Annotated in this window: 3 protein-coding genes; all 3 read left to right on the forward strand. The window is 72.5% G+C overall.

What is annotated here, in order from left to right; translation table 11 throughout:
• Nucleotides 1–430 (forward strand): FAD-dependent monooxygenase (locus ACIGXM_RS37320; RefSeq protein WP_396568573.1); only part of this gene is annotated, 430 nt, incomplete at its 5' end.
• A gap of 324 nt (nt 431–754) precedes the next feature.
• Nucleotides 755–1,867, forward strand: coding sequence for a molybdopterin-dependent oxidoreductase (locus ACIGXM_RS37325; RefSeq protein ID WP_396568575.1), 1,113 nt, complete (start codon nt 755–757; stop codon nt 1,865–1,867).
• Nucleotides 1,864–2,241 (forward strand): hypothetical protein (locus ACIGXM_RS37330; RefSeq protein ID WP_396568574.1); only part of this gene is annotated, 378 nt, incomplete at its 3' end. The genes ACIGXM_RS37325 and ACIGXM_RS37330, both read left to right, overlap by 4 nt.

Raw genomic sequence — 2,241 nt, forward strand, 5'->3', positions numbered from 1 at the left:
CTCCTCGGCGATCTTCGAGTATCCGATGCTCGACCGCGACCCGCTGCCGTGCTGGAGTTTCGGACGCGTCACCTTGCTCGGTGACGCCGCACACCCGATGTTCCCGATGGGCATGAACGGCGGATCGCAGTCCATCGTCGATGCCCGGGTGCTGGCTTGGTGCCTGGCACAGGAACGCGACCCCGTGACCGCGCTTCGCCGCTACGACCAGGTGCGCCGACCGACCGTCAACGCGATCGTCCTGGCCAACCGGGATTCGGGGCCGGAAGAGATCATCGCGCGAGCCGCGGAGCGCGACGGGGCACTGCCCGTCGGCCAGGCCGAGGAGATCGCGAACCGCTACAAGAAGCTGGCCCAGGCCACAGTCGCGCAGGTCAACACCCACCCGTCGTGGACAGTCCCGCGTGATGCCACAGACCTGAGAAGGTAAGGGCCGTGCCAACCCGCCCCCACGGACACCCGGGTTCGACAGTCCGTTGGCGCACGACCGGCTCTGATCGGTTGTCTTCGTCAGTCAGCGTGGACCGATCGGTCCAGGTGTATTGACCACGAGGTGAGGATCGCGGACACGTCGTCACCCTGCCGGCGTGCGGTACGCGAAGGGACGGTGTGCCGCGGGCAGCCGTAGGACTTCCGTAAGGCGCCGACTCCCCCACCGACGCCGCACAGCCGGTGTGATGGAGGGGTGCGAGACGACCATCCCAGCCCCCGCCCCCGGCAGTTCGACCTGCCGCTGCCCACCCCACCGGACGCGTTGCGGATCGGTCCGCTGCGCGAGGGCGCCTTCCGTTCGAGGTTGCACGATCCGCGTACCGCGGTGGTGATCGGCCGCTGGTTGGGTACGGCGCTGCTCATCTGCTTCCTCACCGGCCTGTACAGCCATGTGCTGCAGGACCCGCCCAGTTGGCTGCGTGACCACCTGCCCAGCCGGCCCGTCGACCTCTACCGGGCCAGCCAGGGCCTCCACGTGATCAGCGGCATCGCCGCGATCCCGCTGCTCGGCGCCAAGTTGTGGACCGTCTACCCGCGGTTGTTCGAGTGGCCGCCCGCGCGCAGCGTCCGGCACGCGCTGGAGCGGCTGGGGATCCTGCTGCTGGTCGCGGCGATGCTGCTGGAGCTGTTCACCGGGCTGCTCAACACCCTGCAGTGGTACGTGTGGCCGTTCCCGTTCCGGCAGACGCACTTCTGGCTGGCGTGGATCGCGGTGGGCGGCCTGTTGCTGCACCTGGCCGTGAAGGCGCCCGAGATCGCCACCCACTGGCGCCGCGCGCGGCCCCAACTGGCCCAGCGCCGCGGCTTCCTGACCGCGGTGACCGCGTCGGTGCTGGCGGTGACCGCGGTGACCGCCGGGCAGACCGTGCCCTGGCTGCGCCGGGCCGACCTGCTGGCCCCGCGCCGCCCGGACATCGGCCCGCAGGGGCTTCCGGTCAACCGGACCGCGGCCGCGGCCGGCACCACGCAGCCGCCCACGGACTGGCGGCTGAAGGTCACCGGCCCCCGCTCGTACGAGCTGACCATGGATGAGCTGCTGGCGATGGACCAGCACGAGGCCGAGCTGCCGATCGCCTGCGTCGAGGGCTGGAGCGCCACCGCGCGCTGGTCGGGGGTGCGGATCCGCGACCTGGTGACCCGGGCCGGGGCAGCGCCCACCGCCCGGCTGCGGATCACCTCCCTGGAGACCGCCGGCCCCTACCGGGTGACCGAGATGGAGGCCGACTACGCGCGCGATCCGCTGACCTTGCTGGCGCTGCGGGTCAACGGCGCGGTGCTGGCCCCGGACCACGGTTACCCGGCCCGGGTCATCGCGCCGGGCCGGCCCGGGGTGCTGCAGACCAAGTGGGTGGAGCGCTTGGAGGTGATCGTGTGAGGGCGGTGAGCGTGCTGCGCGCCGTGCTGGCGCTGGGCGCGGTGGGGCTGATCGGGTTCGGGGTGCACGGGCTGCTGACCGACCCGTACGTCAATGACCCGCTGGACGTGGCGGAGTGGGCGATCGGCGGCGCGGTGCTCCACGACGGGCTGTGGCTGCCGCTGGTCTGCCTGGCCGGGGCGGCCCTGACGCGGGCGCCGTGGACGGTGCGCGGCGGCCTGGTGGTGGCCGCCGCGCTGACCGCGGTGGGGCTGCCGGCCGTGCTGCACGCGGGGCAGGGGAACGGCAACCCCACCGTGCTGCCGCTGCCCTACCTGCGGAATCTGCTGTGGCTGCTCGCCGCGACCGCGGCGGCCACCCTGCTCGCCGAGGCG

The sequence above is a fragment of the Kitasatospora sp. NPDC052896 genome, from assembly GCF_044547075.1.
Lineage (GTDB): Bacteria > Actinomycetota > Actinomycetes > Streptomycetales > Streptomycetaceae > Kitasatospora.